The sequence below is a fragment of the Streptomyces sp. NPDC043738 genome, from assembly GCF_056436545.1.
In genome coordinates, this window is sequence record NZ_JBWKCJ010000025.1 from 16,497 (window position 1) to 32,442 (window position 15,946).

A 15,946-nucleotide genomic window follows, 5' to 3' on the forward strand; every position below is an offset into this window, starting at 1 on the left:
CCGGCCCAACCTCGTCCCGGCATTCGGGGGCGGGGGTGGGGCGCGCCTCCCGCCGGCGCGCCCCCCCCCCCCCCCCCCCCCCCCCCCCCCCCCGCCGTGGCGTCAGGCGTACTGCCCGAGGTGGTCGAGGATCGTGGGGGTGACGAGGTCGGGGACCTCTTCGGGCAGCCAGTGGCTGGCGCCCTCCAGTGCCTCGAAGCGGTACGGGCCGTCCACCCACTCCCCCGTCGACTCGGCCGCGCCGCGGCCCAGCGCCATGTCCTCGCTGCCCCACAGGAAGAGGGTGGGGACGGTGATGCGGCCGGCGGGCACCGAGATGACGGACTCGGGGGCGCGGTACCAGTTCAGGGTGGCGGTCAGCGCGCCCGGTGCGGAGAGCCGGCGGATGTTGCCCTCGACGAGCGCGTCGGGGACCTTTCCGCCGTACGCGGCGCGCAGCCGGGCGGCGTCGTCGGCGAGCAGGGCGGCCTCCGCCGCGCCGTCGTCACGGCGGAAGAAGCGGACGTAGTCGAGGCGGTGGTGCTGGGTGGGGTCCTCGGCGGCGGCGCGGTTGAGCGCGTCCGGGTGCGGGGTGGCCAGCACGGTCAGGGACTTCAGCCGCTCGGGGTGGGCGCCGGCCAGCGCCCAGGCGACCATGCCGCCCCAGTCGTGGGAGACGAGGTGGAAGCGGCCGGCGCCCTGGGAGTCGGCGAAGGCGAGGGCGTCGGCGACGAGTTCGGGGACGGCGTAGTCGGCGATCCGGGCGGGGCGGGCCCGCGGGGAGTAGCCGCGCTGGTCGACGGCGAGGGCGCGGTAGCCGGCCGCACCGAGGACGGGGAGCACCGCGCTCCAGGAGTCGGCGAACTCCGGCCAGCCGTGCAGCAGCAGGACGAGCTCCCCGTCGGCGGGGCCCGAGGCCAGGGCGTCGTAGGTGTGCGGGCCGACCTGGATCTCCAGGCGCTCGACGGGGGCCGGGCTGGCGTCCGTGGGCATGGCGGCGGTTCTCCTCCTGTTGACAGTTGCTCAATAGAGCGTACTCCCGATGTTGAGCAGTGCTCAACGAGCCGGAGGTAATGTGAGAGTTCAGCGGCGATTCGTCCCTTCGGGGTCGGCCATGCGGAGCGGGGTGCTGAATGAACGGTCACCGCACCACCTCCGGCCCGCCGTCCGAGGAGCTGCTGCGCCTCCTCGGCCAGCTCACCGGCCGGGTCATGGAGCGGATCAAACTGCAGCAGGCACGGGTGGCCCTGGCCGTGGAGCTGCAGCGGCACATGCTTCCGCCGGAGCTGCCGGGCCTGCCCGGACTGCAGACCGCGGCCCGCTACGTACCGGCCCAGACGGGGCTGGACATCGGTGGCGACTGGTACGACGCGTTCCTGCTGCCCGACGGCGCCCTCGGCTTCGCCATCGGCGACGTCCAGGGCCACGACGTGGAGGCCGCCGCCTTCATGGGGCAGGTGCGCACCGGCCTGCGCGCCGTGGCGGGCGCCACCACCGACCCCGGCGACGTCCTGGACCGGGCCAACAACCTGCTGCTGTCGATGAGCTCCGACCTCCTGGCGACGTGCACCTTCCTGCGTTTCGCCCCGGACAGCGGCGAACTGGCCGGTGCCCGCGCCGGCCATGTCCCGGCGGTGTGGGCCACCGCCTCCGGCGCGGAGGTGCTGATGGACCCGGGAGGACTGCCCCTGGGGGTCTTCCCCGACCAGCGCTACCCGGTCACCCACCGCCGGCTGACCGAGGTGGGGGCGTTCGTGCTGATCACCGACGGGGTGGTGGAGGGCCCGTCCTACCCGATCGAGAAGGGGCTGGCGCGGGTGGCGGACCTGGTGGGCAAGGGGTACGCCGAGGACGCCGAGGACCTGGCGGCCGCGGTGATCGCGGTGGCCGATCTGACGGGGCACACCGACGATGCCGCCGTGCTCGTGCTCCGCCACAACGGCGGCCCCTACGCATAGGCGCGCCCGCGGCGACGAGCGGAGGCTGGTGTGGTGCACGACGAGCGGCGCGGACGGCACGGCGGCACAGCCGTGCGGCTCCGTGCCGTCGTGTGGCGGCAACGGGTCACCGTCGTGCAGGTCCTGGCGACCGCCGGAATCTATTACGGCAGCGCCCAGCTCGGCCTCCTGCAGGAACTCGTCCGCGGCCAGGTCACCCCGCTGTGGCCGCCCACCGGCATCGCCCTGACGGCGCTGCTGCTGCTCGGGCTGCGGATGTGGCCGGGGGTCGCCCTCGGCGCGTTCCTGGTCAACGTCTCGCTGGGGCCGTCGCCGCTGGTGGTCCTCGCGATCGTCGCCGGCAACACGATCGGCCCGGTGCTCTCCTACCGGTTGCTTCGCCGGGTGGGGTTCCACACGGAGCTGGACCGGCTGCGCGACGCCCTGGCGCTGGTGGTGCTGGGCGCGCTGACCGGGATGCTGGTGAGTTCGACGGTCGGCAGCGGTGTCCTGGTGCTCTCCGGGGCGCTGCCGGCGTCGGGCTTCTGGCCCACCTGGGCGGTGTGGTGGACCGGCGACGCGATGGGGGTGCTGGTGATCACGCCGGTGCTGCTGCTCCTGAGCACCGCCCGGTGGCCGCTCGCCAGGCGCGTGCCCCTCTTGCGGTGGGCGGAGGCGGTGCTGCTGGTCGGCTGTACGTTCACCGTCACCGTGCTCGCCGTGAGCAGCTCGATGAATCTGCTCTTCCTGGTCTCGCCGTGCCTGATGTGGGCCGCGTTCCGGTTCGAACGGGCCGGGGCGGCGCCCTGTGCGCTGCTGGTCTCGACGGTCGCGATCATGGCGGCCGCCCAGGGCTCGGGACCGTTCGCGCTGCACGACCTGTTCACCAACATGGTCACCCTGCAGGCCTTCAACGGGATCACCGCGCTCACCGCGCTGCTGCTGGCCGCGGTGATCACCGAGCGGCGCAACACCCAGCGGCAGATCATGCAGATCGTCCTCCAACTGTCGGAGGCGGTCAGCCAGCTGGACTCCGAGCCGTCCGCGGAGCAGTGGCCGCCGCCGCGCCGGAGGAAGTCCGGCGACGACGGCGGATAGGGGTGGACGGCAGGTGGGCAGGGGCTGCCTCGCCGAGGGCCTCGCAGGCCCGCGGGGACCGGACGGGCGCCCCCAGGGCCCCGGTCACAGGGCCCGCAGGCCGTCGATCACCTCGCGCAGCACCTTCTCGTCGGGCAGCTCGGCGGGCGGCACCGGGCGGCTGACGCGGACCAGGTCCGCGTCCAGCAGGTCGCCGATCAGGACCCGTACGACGCCGACCGGCAGGTCGAGTTCGGCCGCCAGCTCGGCGACCGACAGCGGCGTCTCCCGGCACAGCTCGACGATCTCGACCTGCTCCGGCGACAGCGTCTGGTCGTCGATCGTGCGCTCCGCCCGGCTCTCGGCGACCACCTGCGCGATCAGGTCGAGGCGCCCCTCGGCGTCCGTGCGGGTGCGCCCGCGCGTCATGGCGTACGGCCGGACGACGGGCCCCGCCTCGTCGTCGAACCAGCGGGCCGCCTCCCGGTCCCGCGCCGCCCGGCCGTCCTGATCGCTCATGGCGTCACCGTCGTCGTTGCTCAGGTGGGCAGGCCGGACCTGGGCGCGGTGCCCAGGTGCGCGCCCACCCGCTTGACCAACAAGGTCATCTCGTAGGCGATCAGTCCGACGTCGGAGTCCGCGTCGGCGAGCACGGCCAGGCAGCTGCCGTCGCCGGCCGCGCTGACGAACAGGAACGCGTCGTCCAGCTCGACCATGGTCTGGCGGACCTGCCCGACGTCGAAGTGCCGGCCGACGCCCTTGGCCAGGCTGTGGAAGCCGGAGGCGACCGCGGCCAGATGCTCGCCGTCCTCGCGGGTCAGGTCCTTCGAGGCTCCGGTGGCCAGTCCGTCGCTGGAGAGCACGAGGGCCTTGCGGATGGAGCCGACCCGATCCACCAGCTCGTCCAGGAGCCAGTTCAGCTCACCGGACCCCTTCGCCGAGAACGATGCGCTGGAAGCTGCTGCCTTCGGTGCGGTCATGGACCGTCCCCTCCCGATGTGGTTCCTGGTGCTGCGGTGCCCGTGTCCTCGCCGCGGTGTGCGGCCCGGTCAGGGGCATCCGGGTCTGTGGTGTCCGCGGCCGGCGGGTTCTGCGCCGTCGCGTCCTGGTCCGGCGGTGCCGCGCCGGGGCGCGGTTCCTCGCCGTGCTCCCGGCGGGCGCGCTGCCAGCCCCGCTGGAGCGAGGCCATCCGGGCCCGCACCGCCGCGGCGTCCCGGTCGTCCTCGGGCGCCGCGCCGGGCGGCTCCGCCGCGGCCTGGGCGGACGCCTCGGCCTTGAGCTGCGGTGCGAGGCTGGCCTGCCGGACCCGGCGGGGCAGCCCCTTCGGCGTGCGCGCCGTGGGCGGACTCGGGGGCGGGCCCGGGTCGCCGTCGTCCTCGCCGGAGGGGCGCTCGCCGGACGGCTCGGGGTCGGACGGCTCGTCCACGCCGTTGCGGCCGTCGACCGTCCTGCCGTGGTCGGAGACCAGCACCGGAGGCCGGGGGCGGCGCGGCAGCGGTGCCAGTCCGCCGCCGGGAGCCTGGTCCCGGGTCTGCTGGTGCTGCTCGCCGTCGGGGACCGGCGGCACCGGAGCGATGCTGCGCGGCCCGGGGCCCGTGGCGCGGCGGCCTGTGTCGCGGTCCCGGCCGGCGTCGCGGTCCCGGCCCCGGAAGAGGTTCTCCTCGTCCTCGTGGGGCCCCAGCCCGTCCAGGGCGAGCGGCGCCTCCAGTTCGACCGGTCCGTCGAGGATGCCGGGCGTCCGCCGCTCCCGCTCAGGAAGCGGCAGCGGCGCGTGCGAGAGCGCGGCCAACTTGCCCGCGGCGTGCTCCAGTTCGTTGCCCGGCGGGCCGGACAGCGCGTCGGGGGCCGGCCCGTCGACCTCCCTGGCGCCGTCGGAGGTCTCGGTGAGGATCTCGCCCGGGATGAAGACCACGGCGGTGGTGCCGCCGTACGGCGAGGGCTGCAGCGAGACCCGTACGTGTTGGCGCTGGGCGAGCCGGCTGACCACGAACAGGCCGAGGCGGTCGGTGTCGGACAGCTCGAACTCGGGGGTCTCGGCGAGCCGGAGGTTGGCCTCCAGCAGCAGGTCCGGGGCCATGCCCAGGCCGCGGTCGTGGATCTCCAGGGTGTAGCCGTTGGCCACCCGCTCGCCCAGCACCTGTACGGCGGTGTGCGGCGGCGAGAAGACGGTGGCGTTCTCCAGGAGTTCGGCTATCAGGTGCGTGAGGTCGGAGACCGCCGGGCCGTCCACCGCGAGCCGCGGCAGCCGGCGGACCTCGATCCGCTCGTAGTCCTCGACCTCGGCGACCGCCGCGCGCACCACGTCCATCAGCTGGATCGGTTTGCGCCACTGCCGCGACGGGGCCGCGCCGGAGAGGATGACCAGGCCCTCGGCGTGCCGCCGCATACGGGTGGTGAGGTGGTCGAGCCGGAAGAGGTCGGCGAGTTCGCCGGTGTCCTCGGTGCGCCGCTCCATGGCGTCCAGCAGCGTCAGCTGGCGGTGCAGCAGGACCTGGCTGCGGCGGGCGAGGTTGACGAACACCTCGGAGACGCCGCGGCGCATGTCCGCCTGTTTGACGGCGGCCTCGATGGCGGCCCGCTGGAGGGTGTTGAGCGCCTGGCCGACCTGACCGGTCTCGTCCGGACCGAATTCGAGCCGGGGTGCCTCGGTCTCCACATCGACCTGCTCGCCGGCCGCCAGCCGGCGCATCACGCTCGGCAGCCGTACGCCGGAGACCTCGTGGGCGGTCTTGCGCAGCCGGGTCAGGTCCCGGACGTGGCGGCGGCCGATGCGGAAGGAGACGATGACCGAGACCAGCAGCGCGATGAAGCCGAGGACACCCGCGATGGCGGCCTTGAGCAGGATGTGCGAGGCGACCGGGGCGACCCGCTGCTGGTAGCGGTCGCCGGCGTCCTTGCCCATCCGTTCGAGGTCGTCGAGCACCTTCTCCGCCGCGGTGTGCCAGCGCTCGGCGTTGATCACCCGCGGGCCGCTCCCGGCGCCCGCGGCGATCACCCGGTCCTCGTAGGAGGTCAGTTCGCCGGCCTTGGCGGAGCGCCAGTAGTCCTCGTAGAGGCCGCGGTCCTTGGACGGCAGGGCGGGGAGGTTGGTGTCGTACAGGACCCGGCGTTCGGCCACCCGGTCGGACAGCGAGCGCAGATCGCGCCTGCTCATGCTGCCGGAGGCGAGCACCGCGGACATCAGGGCGTCCTCGCGGGAGACGGCCTCCCGGGCACGGGTGATGTTGACCAGCGCACGGCCCTGCTTGTCCATCTCCACGTTCTCCAGGGCGTGGAGCGCGGCGAGGAAGTCGTAGCCGGGGTCGACCAGGGAGTTGTAGCTCTCCATGGCCTCGTCGCGGGTGACGGTGTTGTCCTCGACCTGGGCGCGCAGCGAGCCGAGGCCGGACAGGCCCTTGAGGACGCCGTCCATCCGGTCGCCGGCGTCGCCGGTCAGGTCCTCGCGCACGTCACGGGTGTCGGCGTCGGCGCGCAGCCGGGTGATGGCCTCGTCGGTGGCCCGGGTCTGCGCGTGGAGTTCGCCCTGCGCGTCGGCGCCGCGCCGGTCGGCCAGGTAGAGCAGGCTCTGCCGGCGCTCGCGCTGGAGGGCCTGGATGACGTCCTCGACCGGATAGCCCAGGCTCTGTACGACGTTGCCGACGTCCAGCAGCTGGTTGGCCTCACGTCCGGTGATATACGTCATGAACGCCCACATGGACGTCAGGGACACCAGCGGTACGAGCAGCAACGCCACGATCTTCCGGCGGACCGACTTCCCGCGAAAGCGCATGGCCTCCCCCACGTCAACCCCGGCGCACGGGGGCGGTGTTCCGTCAACAAACGGCGCGAGCCTACTACTGTCGGGGGACGGAGCCGAAGGCCTCTTGTGAGGTCACGGAGGTCCCCGCGGCAGGATCGTCCTACGTTGTCCGCTGATTCCCGGACAACCCGCCCGTATTCCTTGGGCTGGACGTCTCGGCCGTATTCGGCCGCAGGTCGGGACACTTGGCCGGTTTTTCCCTACCCCGAGTAACCCGTCACCGCTTCGGTGCGTGACCATGGACGTGAACGGTGTGCGGCACCCAGGGAATGCACCCGGCGAAACCCGGGCAGCCACCGAGGAGCCGGACACACGGGGAGAGTGCGGGGAGTGTGACGCGTTCATGGACACCGGCAGGCGGCCGTTGTGGCAGGAGGAACCGGCGGCCCGGCCCAGGATGGCGGATCCGGTGCGCACGGCCGCGGTGCGCGCGGTCATCATCGTGGCGGTCACGCTGATTCAAGCCATGGTGGCGTTCCTGTGCACCCTGGCGGGTTCCTGGTTCGCCTTCCCCGCGGTGCTCGGTACGGTCGCCAGCACCGTGGTCGCCACCTGGGGCGTACTCGACGTCTGGGTGACCCGCCAGGTCTGGGTGCAGCGCAACGGGGTGCGGTCCCAGCCGAGCAGCACGGCCCGGGAGTTGCGCCGTGAGCGGCGCCGGGCGCGCCGGCAGGAGCGGCGCGCCTCGCGGGAGGGCTCGTCCGGGGTGGACCGCGCGGCCGCGTGAACGACCGGGGCGACGGCCCGGGGCCGCGGCCCGCCCCGGCCCGTCGGACGGCCTCTAGGCCACCGCCTCTTCCCGCACGGCGGGCCGTACGTGGATCATCCCGTCCAGGACGCCGACCTCGTGGGTGCGTATGGCGCGCCGGGCCGGCAGGCAGCTCGGGACGCCGGTGCGCAGGTCGAACAGGGCCGCATGCAGCGGGCATTCGACGAAGCAGCCCTCCACCCAGCCTTCGGAGAGCGAGGCGTCCTGGTGGCTGCAGGTGTCGTCGACGGCGTAGAACCCGCCCTCGGCATGGAAGACCGCGATGGCCGGTGTGGCGTCGTCGATCTCGATCCGTACGGACTCGCCCTCGGGCAGGTCCTCGATGCGGCAGACGGGAATCATCTGGCCCCCCTCGCGCTGGCCGGTATCATGTGTTCTGAATAACGCATCGCAGAGCGCGATGCGCAACAGAATCCAAGTCGGGGAGCGGGCCGTCAAGGGCTTCCCGGCAGATGCCCTCAGACGTGCCCGTCGGGGGCGACGGGGTGGTGACGCAAAGACCCATGGCGAACACGAGCGATACGGCGGACGACCGGCCCGAGGAGCGGCGCGGCGGGGCGGGGTCCGTCCAGTCCGTGGACCGCGCGGTGAGCGTGCTGGAGATCCTGGCCAGGCTGGGCGAGGCCGGGGTGACCGAGATCTCCGAGGAGCTGGGCGTCCACAAGTCGACCGCGTTCCGGATCCTCGGGGTGCTGGAGAGCCGGGGCTTGGTGGCGCAGGAGAAGGAGCGCGGCAAGTACTACCTCGGCGCCGGGGTGCTGCGGCTGGCCGGCGCCGCGGCGATCCGGCTGGACATCTCCCAGGAGGGCCAGCCGGTGTGCCGGGCGCTCGCCGACGACACCGGGGAGACCGCCAACATCGCGGTGCTGGACGGCGATGCGGCGGTCAACATCATGCAGGCCAGGGGCGCCGCCGCGGTCACCGCCTACAACTGGCTCGGCCGTCGCACCCCGCTGCACGCCACCGCCAGCGGCAAGGTGCTGCTGGCCCATCTGCCGGCGCAGCGCCGGGAGAGCCTGGCGACCCGGAAGCTGGCGCGGTTCACCGAGCACACCCTGACCACGGCCGCCGGTCTGCGCGAGCAGCTGGCCGCCGCGCTGGCGGACGGATTCGCCTGCACCAGCGAGGAGTTGGAGATCGGCCTGAACGCGGTGGCGGCGCCGGTGCGGGCGCACGACGGCGCGGTGATCGGGGCCATCGGCGTCTCGGGACCGGCCTACCGGATGGAGCGTCAGCTGCTCCCCGAGCTCGCGGAGCGCGCCGCGAAGGCCGCGGCCGAGCTCTCCCGCCGTATGGGGTACGCGGGTTGAGGACCGCGTGAGGGCGTCCGGAGCGCTCCAGGACCCTGGGGCGCTCCCCCGGGGGTGCCCCCGCGAAGCCGGCGCCCCCTAGCAGAAAATCGCCCCTTGACGGATCCCTGACGGACTTCCAGCATGTCTCCTATGGCGCAACCTAGCGCGTTATAGGCAACACCGGAGACGGTGGTGGAGCGCCCTCCACCGCTGTCCCCGTTCTCAGCGCAGCGCACCACTCCCACCCCTCACAGGCATCCGTGCCACCTCACCTGTGTCACCCGCCCCTGCCGTCACCGCAGGCGCTGTATTAGGAGTGAGACATGCCGCACGAAGCCCGCGCCGTCGTCGCCCTGAAGAAGGGCGCGCCCGTCGAGGTGCTGCCGATCCTCGTGCCCGATCCCGGCCCGGGCGACGTGCTCGTGTCCGTACAGGCCTGCGGGGTGTGCCACACCGATCTGCACTATCGCGACGGCGCGATCGGCGACGACTTCCCCTATCTGCTCGGCCATGAGGCGGCGGGCGTCGTCGAGGCGGTCGGTCCCGGTGTCACGGAGCCGGCACCCGGCGACTACGTGGTGCTCGCCTGGCGGGCCCCCTGCGGGCAGTGCCGCTCCTGCCGGCGCGCCCGCCCCTGGTACTGCTTCGACTCCCGCAACGCCTCCCGGCCGATGACCCTGCCGGACGGCACGGAGCTGACGCCGGCTCTGGGCATCGGCGCCTTCGCCGACAAGACGCTGGTCGCGGCCAAACAGGCGGTGAAGGTCGATCCGTCGGCACGCCCGGAGGCCGCGGGCCTGATCGGCTGCGGGGTGATGGCCGGGTACGGCGCCGCCGTGCACACCGGGGCGGTCGGCAGCGGTGACACCGTCGCCGTCATCGGCTGCGGCGGCGTCGGCAACGCCGCCGTCGCGGGCGCCTCCCGGGCGGGGGCGCGCCGGGTCATCGCGATCGACATCGACGACGGCAAGCTGGACGCGGCCGAGCGGTTCGGCGCCACCGACACCGTCAACTCCCGTGGTACGGACCCCGTCGAGGCGGTCCGTGCGCTCACCGCCGGACACGGCGCCGACGTGGTGATCGACGCGGTGGGCCGTCCGGAGACCTACCGGCAGGCGTTCTACATGCGCGATCTGGCCGGCACGCTGGTGCAGGTCGGGGTGCCCGACCCCGACATGCGCATCGAGCTGCCGCTGATCGACCTCTTCTCGCGCGGTGGCGCGCTGAAGTCCTCCTGGTACGGCGACTGCCTGCCCAGCCGCGACTTCCCCGTCCTGATCGATCTGTTCCTGAGCGGCAAGCTCGATCTGGAGCGCTTCGTCAGCGAGACCATCGCACTCGACGGCCTGGAGGCGGCCTTCGCCAAGATGCGGCGCGGGGAGGTGCTGCGGTCGGTCGTGGTGCTGTGACCGCCCCGGGCCCGCTCCCCGCGCCTTTGGGTCAACCGGCCGCTTCGCCCGCCTCCTGAGGCGCGGGATCCTCCGGGCGGCGGTACATCCGCGTCGCCGTGATCTGGCCGTGCACCACCTCGCCGGACGGGTCCGGCTGCGGCAGACCGGGCCGCAGGTGTTCCTCGACGCTGATGTACTTCAGGCCCGCACGCAGGTCCGCGTCATTGCGCAGCCGGATGACCAGCGGGAACTCGGCGAGCGCGGTGGTGTCGAACAGGCCGGTGGTGTACAGGAGCTGGACGCCCAGCGCGTCGGCGACGGCGCGCTGCAGCTCCAGCAGGTACGTCGCGTTGGCCCGGCCGATGGGGTTGTCCAGGAACAGCGTGCCGGCGTGCCGCTGCTTGTCGCGGCCCCGGTCGTTGCTGCGCAGCGCCGCCATCGTGCAGTACAGGGCGATGGCGGCGGTCAGCAGCTGACCGCCGGAGAAGACATCGCCCATCTGCCCCACCGGCACCCGCTCCGCGCGCAGCACCGCGTCCGGCTTGAGGATCTCCACGGCCACGCCGCGCGGCTGCAGCGCCGCGCCGACCCCGCGCAGCAGCAGCGACATCCCGTCCCGCCGCAGATCGCTGTTCTTCCTCACCGCCGAGCGGGTCGCCTCGTCGATGACCTCGCCCAGCCGCTCGGTGAGCGTGGCCTGGTCGGGGTCCTCGAAGCGGATCCGCAGGAACTCCTGGCCGGACCACTCCCCCAGCCCCTCGGGCAGCCGGGACAGCCGCTGGGCCGAGCGCAGCGTCGTCAGCGACGACTCCACCAGGCCGCGGAGCCGGTCGACGATGGAGTCGCGGTTGCGCTCCAGCTGCTCCAGCTCGTCGGTGAGCACCCGCAGCCGCGGCGCGAAGGCCTGCGCCCACTTGGCGGCGTGGTCCGGCAGGGCCGCGGCGGGCAGTTCGCGGATCTGCTGCCGGGCGGGGGTGCGGACCTGCTCGTAGCGGGTGGAGTTGGCATGCCGTACCAGGACGTCGGCGGCCTCGCGGACCGCGGACTCGGCGGCGGAGAGGTCGGCGGCGCAGCCGCGCAGCGAGCGGCGGGACTCGGCGGCGGTCTGCCGGGCCTCGGCGAGGGAGCCCGCGTACGGCTCGGGCCGCTCGCCGGCCGCCTCCTCCGCGTCCTGGTGGTCGCGCAGCAGATCCCGCAGCAGGGCGGCGGTCTCGTCGAAACCGCCGGCCGCGTCGTCGGCCGCGCGGTGGCCGCGCAGCAGCTCCTCGTGCCCCTCCCGCGCGGCCGCCAACGCCTCGGTGGCGGTGGCCAGTTCGCCGGACGCGGTGCGCAGCAGCTCCTTGGCGCGGTCGGCGTCCGCGGGCACCAGCTCCTCGGGCAGCTCGGTGTGCGCCGCCTTGTCGGTCGGGGCCAGCCGCTCGGCTTCGCCGCGCAGCCGGCCGAGCTGCTCGCTGGCGGCCGAGGCGCGGGACTCCAGCATCTGCACCAACGATTCGGCGCGGGCGGCGGCGGCCTGCCGGGACGGGCCGTCAGCGGCGTCCGGGCTCTCCAGGAGGGCCTCGGCGCGGGTGCGGACCTTGTTGGTGAGGCGGTTGAGCTCGGCCAGCGCGGCCGACTCCTCGCCCTCGGCGCGGGCCTGCTCGGCGCGCAGATCGGCGCCGACGCCGACCTTCTCGTAGAGCTGGGAAGCGGCGCGGTAGGCCTCGCGCAGCGCGGGCAGCGAGGTGCTCGCCCCTTCCGGGGCCTCGCCCAGGTCCTCCGGCACACCGGCGATCTCGGCGCGCTCGGCACGCAGCGCGCGGGCGGTACGGCGTGCGTCGTCGGCGGCCCGCTGGGCGGCCCGGCGGTCCTCGTCGGCCGCCCGGGCGCGGTCCACGCACTCCTCGGCCCGGGCCTCGAACTCGGCTGCCTCGTCGGCGAGTTCACGCATCCGAGACTGCCAGGAGGCGCGCTCGCGCAGCCGGTGGGCCAGCCCGGCGAGCAGGTCGGCGGCGCGGCGGGCGCGCTGCGCGGACTCCTGCCGCTCGTCGCGCACCCCGGTGGCCTCGGCCGCGATCTCCTCGGCCTCGGCGCGGGCCGTACGGGCCTCGGCGAGCCCGGCGGCGGCCTCGTCGGCCGCCGTGCGGGTCTCGTCCGCGGCGGCGGCCAGCTCCGCGAGCCGGCCGGCGGGGCAGCCCGCACGCCACGAGCCGAGCCGGGCGGCCAGCGCCCGGTCCCCGGCGAGCCGGCCGGCCAGCGCCCGGATCTCCTCGTCGCGCTCCGTCGCGCGGGTCCGCAGCGCCCGGCGCTCCTCGTCGGCGGCGGACTCGTCGTGCATGGCCGGGTTCGGCGGGACGAGGAACACGCCGGTGTCCCGCTCGTCGGGGGCGGGGGTGGGCGCGAGCAGCGCGGCGGCGGTGCCGACGGCGACGGCGGAGCGCGGCAGCAGCGCGGCCTGGGCCAGCACCTCGCGGGCCCGGGCGTGGGTGTCCGGGTCGGTGATGATCACGCCGTCGACGAGTTCGGGCCGGGCCGCCAGCACCCGGGCGTGGTCGGCGGGGTCGACGGACTGTGCGAGATAGCGCCAGCCCGGCAGCGCCGGGACGCCGTGCTCACCCAGATACTCCACCGCCGCCAGCACATCGGGCCCCGGCGGCAGCAGGCCGCCGTCGCCCAGCGCGCCGAGGATCCGCGCGTCGTCGGCGGCGGCCGTGCGCAGGTCGAACAGCTGCCGCTCGGCGGCGGCGACGCCCTCCTCCAGCAGTTCGCGCAGCGCATCGGCGTTGCGGTCCAGCTCCTCGGCCGTCAGCGGTCCGGTGGTGGCGAAGCGGCGCGCGGGGCCCGGGTCCGTACCGGATGCGGCCGTACGGGGACCGGGCACGCCGACGGCCTTCGCCTCGGACTGCCCGAGCCCGAGGAGTTCGGCGAGCCGCTGCTCGGCGCCGATCGACTCGGCCGCGCGGCGCTCGGCGTCGAAGGCGCGCCCGGCGGCCTGCGCGGCGTCCTCGGCACGGGCCGCCGCCAGCTCCGCGGCGGAGTGCCGGGCCGTCGCCTCGCGGGCGCGGTCGGTGGCCTGCCGCGCCGCCTCACGGGCCTGGTCCCAGGCCTCGACGGCGGTCTTCTCGGCATCCGAGGCGGCGAGCGCGGCACGGGCCGGGTCCGCGTCGGGGGCGCTGTCGTCCAGCCAGCCGGCCCGGACGGCCTCGGCGGTCTCCTCGGCGACCTCGGCGAGCCGCTGCTTGAGGTGATCGGCCTCGCTGCGGGCACGCTGGGCGTGGGTGGCGGCGGTGGTCGCGTCGCGGTGCGCCGACTCGCCGGCCTCCTGAAGGGCGGCGGAGCGCTCCTCCTCCTCGTTCGCGACCCGCTCGCCCGCCTCCGCCGCCGCGTGCAGTGCCCGTACGAGGTCGGCGGCGGCGGTGGCGCGGGCGGCGAGCGCCGGGGCGGCGTCCCGCTCGGCCTCCCGGATGGCGGCGGCGACCCGGGCGGAGCGGTCGGCCGCGGCGCGGTGGCGCAGCGCGATCTCGGCTGCCTGCCAGGCGCTGTGCAGCGTACGGGCGTCGTTCAGCTCGCGGCGCTGGGCGGCGGCGCCCTTCTCCGCGGCGGCCAGCGCCAACGAGGCGTGGCGGTAGGCGAGTTCGGCGGAGACCAGGGAGCGGCGCTCGCGGGTGTGCTCGGCGTCGGTGACGCGGTGGGCCGCGGCGGCGACCTGTTCGGCCAGCTCGGCGGCGCGGCCGCGCTCCTCGGTGGCGCGGCCGTGCAGCCGCTGGGCCAGGCCCCGGGTGCGCCGCTCGGCGCCCGCATGCACCTCGCGGGCGCGTTCGCGCTGCTCGGCGGCGTCGGCGATGCGCGAGAGCAGGTCGAGCGAGCCGGCGGTGAAGTCCCGCTCGGCGGTCAGCTCGGCGCGCCGGCCGAGCTTGTGGGCGAAGCCGTGGACCAGGTCGGCGAGCCCGTCGGTGTCCCGGGTGTCGGTGACGGCGCGCAGCAGCAGGTCGGTGAAGTCCGAGTCGTTCTTGACCGCGAACAGGCCGGCCGCCTCGCCCTCGTCGGCGTTCATCTCCCGCTGGTAGCGGAAGAGCTCCGGGTCCAGGCCCAGCTCGCCGAGGTGCTCGTTCCAGCGCTCGTGGATCTCCTCCCAGACGACGTCCAGATTGGGGTAGTTCTTCCCGGCCTCCGTCAGAACGTCGCGGAAGCCCTTCATCGTGCGGCGGCGGCCCTGGGCGCCGGAGGTGCCCTCGCCGCCCTCCTGGCGGGGACGGACGAGGGTGGCCTCGGCGACGGGCAGCGAGTCCAGGCTCATGCCGGGCCCGGGCCGGAAGCTGTACCAGGCCTCGGCGAACTTCCGGGGATCGTTGGAGACCTGCCGGCCGCGCCACTCGCTGACCTTGCCGACGACGACGCTCTCGCCCGTCAGGACGTGCTGCCACTCCAGGGCGACATGGCCGCAGTCGTCGGCGAGCAGGAACTTGCGCAGCACGCCGGAGCTGGCGCCGCCGAGGGTGTTGCGGTGACCGGGCAGCATCACCGAGAAGATCAGCTTGAGCAGGACGGACTTGCCGCCGCCGTTCTCCAGGAAGAGCACGCCCGCGGGGGCCGGGCGGCGCGGCGGCCCGACCGGCTCGTCCTCGAAGAAGTCCGCCTGCGCCGGGGCCGGTCGGGGCACCGGCGCGCCGACTCCGCGCAGGTCCAGCACGGTGTCGGCATAGCGCGCACCGGCAGGCCCGATGGAGTAGAGGCGGACCCGGGACAGCTCGTACATGGCGGACTCTCGTGGTGTGGGGCGAAAATGCGGCGGTCGGTGGGCGGGCGGGCTCGTCAGGCGGAGTGGAACGGCAGTCCGGCGTCGGAGACCAGGTCGAGGTCGTCGGTGTCCTCGCCCGGCAGCAGGGAGGCGCTGCCGTCGGCGACGGGGACGATGCCCAGGTCGAGGAGTTCGGCCATGGCGGCGCTGCCGGCCATGTCGCGGACCTGGAGTTGGTAGCGGGCGGTGGTGCGGTAGGCGCCGCCGGCGTCGTCGCCGGTGCGCTGCAGGAAGCCGGAGTCGACGAGGAACGTGACGGCCTTGGCGATGATGCCCGTGGTCGAGCCGGCCAGCCGCCGGGCGTCCTTGGTGGCGCCGGTCGCGCTGCGCCGGGCGTAGATCCGCCAGGCGGACTCCAGGCCGGGGGCGTCGGTGGCCGGGTCGGTGTTCTCGCCCTCCTGCTCGGCGCGCTCCTCCAGGCGGCGGCACGCCTGCCGGACGAAGGCGTCGACGCCGTTGACGGTGATCCGCCCGATATAGCCGTCGTCGGCGAGGTCTTCGGGGCGCGGGAAGGCGAGCGCGGCGACCGCGAGGTGGGCCAGGCCGTGCAGGAAGCGGTCGGCGGAGTCGGCCGAGGCCCGGCGGGCGTAGTCGCCCATCCGCACCGCGAAGACGGAGTCCTCGGCGGCCGTGACGGCCATCCCGGCGCGCGTGGAGACCTCCAGGACGACCAGGCCGAGGCCGGTGGCGACGGCGTCGGCGAGCCGGGCGAAGGCGGGGTCGTCCCGATAGCGGCGCAGCAGCTCGCCGTACTCGGCGTCGCGGGCCGGCAGCAGCTTGGGCTGGAGGCCGAAGGAGACCAGCCGCGCGGCGTCGGCGGCGTCGGCCGGGGTGATCGGCTGGGGGCGTTCCTGGTCCTGGCGCTCCCCCCGGTCCGGCTCGCCAATACCGGCCGCCGGGTCCGGCTGCGCCACCTCGTCGGCGT

General features: G+C 74.6%; 12 protein-coding genes. 5 read left to right on the forward strand and 7 right to left on the reverse strand.

Features of this window, described 5'->3' with window-relative positions; all coding sequences use genetic code 11:
• Positions 1-102: 102 nt before the first annotated feature.
• On the reverse strand, positions 103-972 hold the full coding sequence (locus AC0680_RS27735; protein ID WP_478633804.1) for an alpha/beta fold hydrolase: 870 nt from the start codon (positions 970-972) through the stop codon (positions 103-105).
• 140 nt (positions 973-1,112) lie between these two features.
• Here AC0680_RS27735 and AC0680_RS27740 point away from each other — a divergent pair, with 140 nt between their 5' ends.
• Together AC0680_RS27740 and AC0680_RS27745 are read left to right on the forward strand one after the other, a co-directional pair.
• Positions 1,113-1,937, forward strand: a complete 825-nt coding sequence (locus AC0680_RS27740) for a PP2C family protein-serine/threonine phosphatase (RefSeq protein ID WP_478633806.1) — start codon at positions 1,113-1,115, stop codon at positions 1,935-1,937.
• A 33-nt stretch (positions 1,938-1,970) separates the two neighbouring features.
• Positions 1,971-3,014, forward strand: coding sequence for an MASE1 domain-containing protein (locus AC0680_RS27745; RefSeq protein ID WP_478634031.1), 1,044 nt, complete (start codon positions 1,971-1,973; stop codon positions 3,012-3,014).
• Positions 3,015-3,098: 84 nt separating this feature from the next.
• Here the strand turns inward: AC0680_RS27745 and AC0680_RS27750 are convergent, their stop codons facing one another.
• Genes AC0680_RS27750 through AC0680_RS27760 form a run of 3 tightly spaced genes read right to left on the reverse strand, consistent with a single transcriptional unit; the run spans position 3,099 to position 6,762 of the window.
• The gene (locus tag AC0680_RS27750) at positions 3,099-3,512 is read right to left on the reverse strand and encodes a DUF742 domain-containing protein (protein WP_468978258.1); all 414 of its coding nucleotides are present in this window, start codon (positions 3,510-3,512) and stop codon (positions 3,099-3,101) included.
• A gap of 20 nt (positions 3,513-3,532) precedes the next feature.
• On the reverse strand, positions 3,533-3,973 hold the full coding sequence (locus AC0680_RS27755) for a roadblock/LC7 domain-containing protein (protein ID WP_468978260.1): 441 nt from the start codon (positions 3,971-3,973) through the stop codon (positions 3,533-3,535).
• Positions 3,970-6,762: a nitrate- and nitrite sensing domain-containing protein gene (locus AC0680_RS27760; protein WP_478633811.1), complete on the reverse strand. Its 2,793-nt coding sequence runs from the start codon at positions 6,760-6,762 to the stop codon at positions 3,970-3,972. Before AC0680_RS27760 ends, AC0680_RS27755 begins: the two co-directional genes overlap by 4 nt.
• A gap of 268 nt (positions 6,763-7,030) precedes the next feature.
• Between AC0680_RS27760 and AC0680_RS27765 the strand changes: the two genes are divergently transcribed.
• Positions 7,031-7,519: a hypothetical protein gene (locus tag AC0680_RS27765; RefSeq protein ID WP_478634033.1), complete on the forward strand. Its 489-nt coding sequence runs from the start codon at positions 7,031-7,033 to the stop codon at positions 7,517-7,519.
• Positions 7,520-7,573: 54 nt separating this feature from the next.
• Here AC0680_RS27765 and AC0680_RS27770 read toward each other — a convergent pair whose 3' ends face one another.
• Positions 7,574-7,903: a bifunctional 3-phenylpropionate/cinnamic acid dioxygenase ferredoxin subunit gene (locus AC0680_RS27770; protein WP_478633814.1), complete on the reverse strand. Its 330-nt coding sequence runs from the start codon at positions 7,901-7,903 to the stop codon at positions 7,574-7,576.
• A 161-nt stretch (positions 7,904-8,064) separates the two neighbouring features.
• Here AC0680_RS27770 and AC0680_RS27775 point away from each other — a divergent pair, with 161 nt between their 5' ends.
• Positions 8,065-8,871 carry an IclR family transcriptional regulator gene (locus AC0680_RS27775; protein ID WP_478633817.1) on the forward strand — a complete coding sequence of 269 codons (807 nt, stop codon included), beginning with the start codon at positions 8,065-8,067 and terminating at the stop codon, positions 8,869-8,871.
• Between the two features lie 305 nt (positions 8,872-9,176).
• Positions 9,177-10,262: an S-(hydroxymethyl)mycothiol dehydrogenase gene (locus tag AC0680_RS27780; RefSeq protein ID WP_478633820.1), complete on the forward strand. Its 1,086-nt coding sequence runs from the start codon at positions 9,177-9,179 to the stop codon at positions 10,260-10,262.
• A 31-nt stretch (positions 10,263-10,293) separates the two neighbouring features.
• Here the strand turns inward: AC0680_RS27780 and AC0680_RS27785 are convergent, their stop codons facing one another.
• Positions 10,294-14,979 carry a coiled-coil domain-containing protein gene (locus AC0680_RS27785; protein ID WP_478633821.1) on the reverse strand — a complete coding sequence of 1,562 codons (4,686 nt, stop codon included), beginning with the start codon at positions 14,977-14,979 and terminating at the stop codon, positions 10,294-10,296.
• 56 nt (positions 14,980-15,035) lie between these two features.
• Complete coding sequence (locus AC0680_RS27790; RefSeq protein ID WP_478634034.1) at positions 15,036-15,908, reverse strand: hypothetical protein; 873 nt, start codon at positions 15,906-15,908, stop codon at positions 15,036-15,038.
• Positions 15,909-15,946: the final 38 nt, after the last annotated feature.

Bases quoted from the DNA above. Each gene is read 5' to 3' on its own strand.
- AC0680_RS27735 (WP_478633804.1), bottom strand. From the start codon at position 972: ATGCCCACGGACGCCAGCCCGGCCCCCGTCGAGCGCCTGGAGATCCAG.
- AC0680_RS27740 (WP_478633806.1), top strand. From the start codon at position 1,113: ATGAACGGTCACCGCACCACCTCCGGCCCGCCGTCCGAGGAGCTGCTG.
- AC0680_RS27750 (WP_468978258.1), bottom strand. From the start codon at position 3,512: ATGAGCGATCAGGACGGCCGGGCGGCGCGGGACCGGGAGGCGGCCCGC.
- AC0680_RS27755 (WP_468978260.1), bottom strand. From the start codon at position 3,973: ATGACCGCACCGAAGGCAGCAGCTTCCAGCGCATCGTTCTCGGCGAAG.
- AC0680_RS27760 (WP_478633811.1), bottom strand. From the start codon at position 6,762: ATGCGCTTTCGCGGGAAGTCGGTCCGCCGGAAGATCGTGGCGTTGCTG.
- AC0680_RS27765 (WP_478634033.1), top strand. From the start codon at position 7,031: ATGGACGTGAACGGTGTGCGGCACCCAGGGAATGCACCCGGCGAAACC.
- AC0680_RS27770 (WP_478633814.1), bottom strand. From the start codon at position 7,903: ATGATTCCCGTCTGCCGCATCGAGGACCTGCCCGAGGGCGAGTCCGTA.
- AC0680_RS27775 (WP_478633817.1), top strand. From the start codon at position 8,065: ATGGCGAACACGAGCGATACGGCGGACGACCGGCCCGAGGAGCGGCGC.
- AC0680_RS27780 (WP_478633820.1), top strand. From the start codon at position 9,177: ATGCCGCACGAAGCCCGCGCCGTCGTCGCCCTGAAGAAGGGCGCGCCC.
- AC0680_RS27785 (WP_478633821.1), bottom strand. From the start codon at position 14,979: ATGTACGAGCTGTCCCGGGTCCGCCTCTACTCCATCGGGCCTGCCGGT.